This window comes from uncultured Proteiniphilum sp. (genome assembly GCF_937873925.1).
GTDB lineage: Bacteria > Bacteroidota > Bacteroidia > Bacteroidales > Dysgonomonadaceae > Proteiniphilum.
This window is the reverse complement of the sequence record NZ_CALNAT010000054.1, coordinates 1-3,835: the sequence shown is the minus strand read 5'-3', so window position 1 is coordinate 3,835 and position 3,835 is coordinate 1. Positions and strand designations below refer to the sequence as shown.

Here is a 3,835-nt window from a genome sequence, read left to right as displayed (position 1 = left end):
TAATGATAATCGTATCGACAAGTTTAGTAATGAACATTTTCAAACTGAATGGATTGAAAAAGGATATTTGAGTGATGGTGATTTAGGCGGTTTAAACAATACGCCACTCCTCCGACTTGTGCCCAGTGGTAAAGTAGGAGATTTCTATCTGCCGGTATTCAAGGGATTTACAGACGATGGTAAATGGATATTTGAAGATGTTAACGATGATGGCAGCTTCTCCTTTGAAAATGACAGACGTTTTGTCGGCAATGCTCAGCCGGATTTCACGGCAGGTTGGACAAATGAGCTTACTTATAAAAATCTCACTCTGGCTTTTACTTTACGGGCTGTAGTCGGGAATGACGTTTTTAACGTGGGACGTATGGCACTGGAAAACCAGTCTATTGCAGGTCAGGAGAAAAATATGCTGAAATCAGTACTTAACTCGCCATTACGAGATGCTGGTTTTCCCTCAGATTATTATCTGGAAGATGGATCTTTCCTCAAGATGGACAATGTCACCTTAGGGTACAATATTCCATTTAAAGAAAACAAATACATTAAAGATTTACATATTTACTTTACTGCCCAAAATGTGTTTACCATTACAGGCTATAAAGGTGTAGATCCTGAGGTAGATATGGTCGGAATTGATAATATGGGTATTGAACGGACACGTTATTTCCCGACAGTCCGTTCCTATGTGTTAGGATTAAATATAACCTTCTGATTTATACAGAATTAAAAAAAACACGTTATGAGAAAATATAGTTTCATATATTTATTATTAATTGTATGTGCTGCAGCGTTATTCAATATCGGGTGTACAGATATGGAGGAAAATACTGTTGGACGAATGACATCCCGAGATTTTTATGCAGACCCGGGCCTTATTCCTCAAGCTGTAGGTGCTGCTTATGCTGAGTTGCAGGCTTATCAGAACCATTGGGGTGTTTGGGGATTCCAGACTGTATCATCTGATGAATGCGTGGTTCCCACCCGCTTGCCTGGTAATGATTGGTATGATGGGGGTGTATGGCAAGCATTACACAAACATCAATGGGAGGTACGGTTAGGACAATTAAATGGCTTATGGGTATCTCTTTACTCTGGTGTTACAACTTGTAACAGAATTGTTTTTGACTTGGATACCTACAAAGAGTTCATTGAAGAGGACGTCTATAATCTCTATAGAGCAGAGACTATCGTGTTGCGTTCATTCTATTATTCTCTCCTTTTGGATATTTTTGGAAATGTACCTTATGTGGATGATTATGAGGGCGAGATAACTTCTTATCCACAAACTCCACGAGCAGAGCTTTATGAAAATGTGCTGAAAGATATTATTGACAATATTCAGTATCTGGACGAAAACCCGGATGCAACTAATTATGGTCGCTGTACAAGGCCAATGGCTTATGCGATGTTAGCAAAGCTTTATCTCAATGCAAAAGTATTTAAGGGAGCATCGTCGTATGATGTCAATGATATGAATAAAGTAATTGAATACTGTGATTTGCTGATTAATCATGATAGTTATGAAGTGGTCAACGATTTTAAAGAACCGTTTAAAGTATATAATGAATCCTGTAAAGAAAATATTTTCGTTGTTCCGATGCAAAACGGTATTAATTCAAGTGGGGATTATGAATTTCACTTTCACAAATTTTCTGGTCATCCGCGTTTCCGGAATATTTACGGTATTCGTGTAGGCGGCTGGAATGGAGGATGTGCGACCCCTTCCTTTATGGATTTTTATAGTGATGATGATATCCGAAAAAGAGCTACTTTTATTTATGGACTCTGTTTTACTCCTCAAGGTGTGCCAATTGAAAATCCGGATCTAAAAGGTGAACAGCTAAACTTGACAATTGAAGTGGAATCCCTGGAGGGTGCACGTAAATGGAATGGTGCGCGTATTCAAAAATATGAATATGAGGTGGGTATGACAGGTAATATGAATAATGACTTCGTTATCTATCGCTTAGCTGATATTTTTTATATGAAAGCTGAAGCAATTCTGCGCGGAGGAAATGCTTCATTGGCTGATTTAAGCAATGACCCTCAGTTTAAACTCATTCGTGAACGTGCAAGCCAACCTGTATATACACCTGTAACATTGACTTTAGAAGAATTGATCATAGAACGTGGTCGTGAGTTTGCTTGGGAGGGATGGCGTAGACAAGACCTAATTCGTTGGGATCAATTTTCTAAAGGTTCCTGGACTTTTAAAACTGCCCAAACAGACAATACTCGGGATTTGTTTCCTATCCCTTATGATCAAATTACTAAAAATACAAATTGGAAACAAAATCCAGGTTATTAAGGAGACGATTACCCGGATATTGAAAAATAATTTCTACCACTAATAGCTATCCAGTCGTCTGACAAAAAAGAGACGACTGGATAGTACCCTGACTTGTAAATACAATTATGAGATGAAAAGAAGAACTTTTTTAGCGGAAACCGGCTTTTTGGGGGTTGCTGTCCCTTTGGCATTAAATTCAGCAATTATCTCTTCATGTTCGGGAGATAGAACTAAATCCCGAAAAAACTATTCGCCGGAGGAGTTGGGTATGTACTCGTTTGTCGACAGGGCTCCTGATGGAAAGCCCTTGAGAGCTGCACTTTTTGGATGTGGAAGCCGGGGAACGGGAGCGGCTACCCAGTTTCTAAGTGCTGGATCGGATCTTTCAATAGTTGCTTTAGCAGATATTTTTCCCGATCGTATGGAAATATGTAGGAAAATATTAAAAGAGCAAACGAATAATTCAGTTCCTGATACAAACTGCTTCCTGGGCTTCGATGCTTATAAAAAAGCAATGGAAATCGAGGGGGGAGTGGATGTCGTATTAATTTGTACCCCTACTCATTTCCATCCTGAACAGTTTAAGGCGGCTGTGGAAGCTGGAAAACATGTTTTTATGGAAAAACCGGCAGCCGTTGATCCAAGTGGTATTCGTACGGTTCTTGCTGCTGCAAAAGTAGCATCGAGTAAAGGACTTACTGTTATTACCGGCAATCAACGGCGTCATCGCCGAGATTATTGGGAAGCTTATCAACAAATTCGTAATGGTATTATTGGAGAGGTGATAGCAGCCACTGCACATTGGAATACGGGGGGAGGTTGGAACCGTTTTCGTCGACCGGACTGGACGGATATGGAATACTGTATTCGTAATTGGTTTAACATTAAGTGGCTTAGTGGTGATCATATATTGGATCAAACCGTCCATAATATTGATATAGCTACATGGTTCATAGGGCAATTTCCAGCCAAAGCTGTTGGTTTCGGAGGAAAGGCCCGACGCGAATCAGGCGATATTTTTGATTTCTTTAGTATTGACTATCTCTATGATCACAATAAGCGAATGCTGGCTACAGCCAGACAAATAAGCGGATGTGATAGCAATGTTTCAGAACAAGTGATTGGATCTGCTGGAATTGCATTGCTGAATGATGAAAATAATATTCAGATTGTCGATTATGCCGGAAATATTCTTTGGAAGTATGATTATATTAACAAACCCGTACGTAATCCATATGAGCAAGAACATGTTCATTTGGTTGAGTCTATTCGTTTGAATAAGAAAATTAATCAAGCGGAGGACTTGGCTTATTCCACTCAGGTAGCTATTTTGGGACGGGAATCAGCTTATACAGGAAAACCTTATACTTGGGATGAAATGATGGTTTCTAACCTAAGATACGGCCCTACAGAGTACAAACTTGGTCCGGTTCCTGAGTATAAAGAAGGAGCTATCTCTATACCCGGAACGTCTCAGACGAAATAATTACATAATTCAAGTTTCGCAAGTAAAAATATGGTAAAAATAATCGCATAAAAAAACGG

General features: G+C 39.4%; 2 protein-coding genes and 1 pseudogene. All 3 read left to right on the top strand.

Annotation, left to right across the window (positions count from 1 at the left end; genetic code table 11):
• Positions 1-712, top strand: a pseudogene (locus Q0502_RS03875) (TonB-dependent receptor); the annotation flags it as partial.
• 27 nt (positions 713-739) lie between these two features.
• Positions 740-2,308 carry a RagB/SusD family nutrient uptake outer membrane protein gene (locus Q0502_RS03870; RefSeq protein WP_298647352.1) on the top strand — a complete coding sequence of 523 codons (1,569 nt, stop codon included), beginning with the start codon at positions 740-742 and terminating at the stop codon, positions 2,306-2,308.
• 112 nt (positions 2,309-2,420) lie between these two features.
• Complete coding sequence (locus Q0502_RS03865; protein WP_298647349.1) at positions 2,421-3,776, top strand: Gfo/Idh/MocA family oxidoreductase; 1,356 nt, start codon at positions 2,421-2,423, stop codon at positions 3,774-3,776.
• The last annotated feature ends 59 nt before the right edge of the window (positions 3,777-3,835 follow it).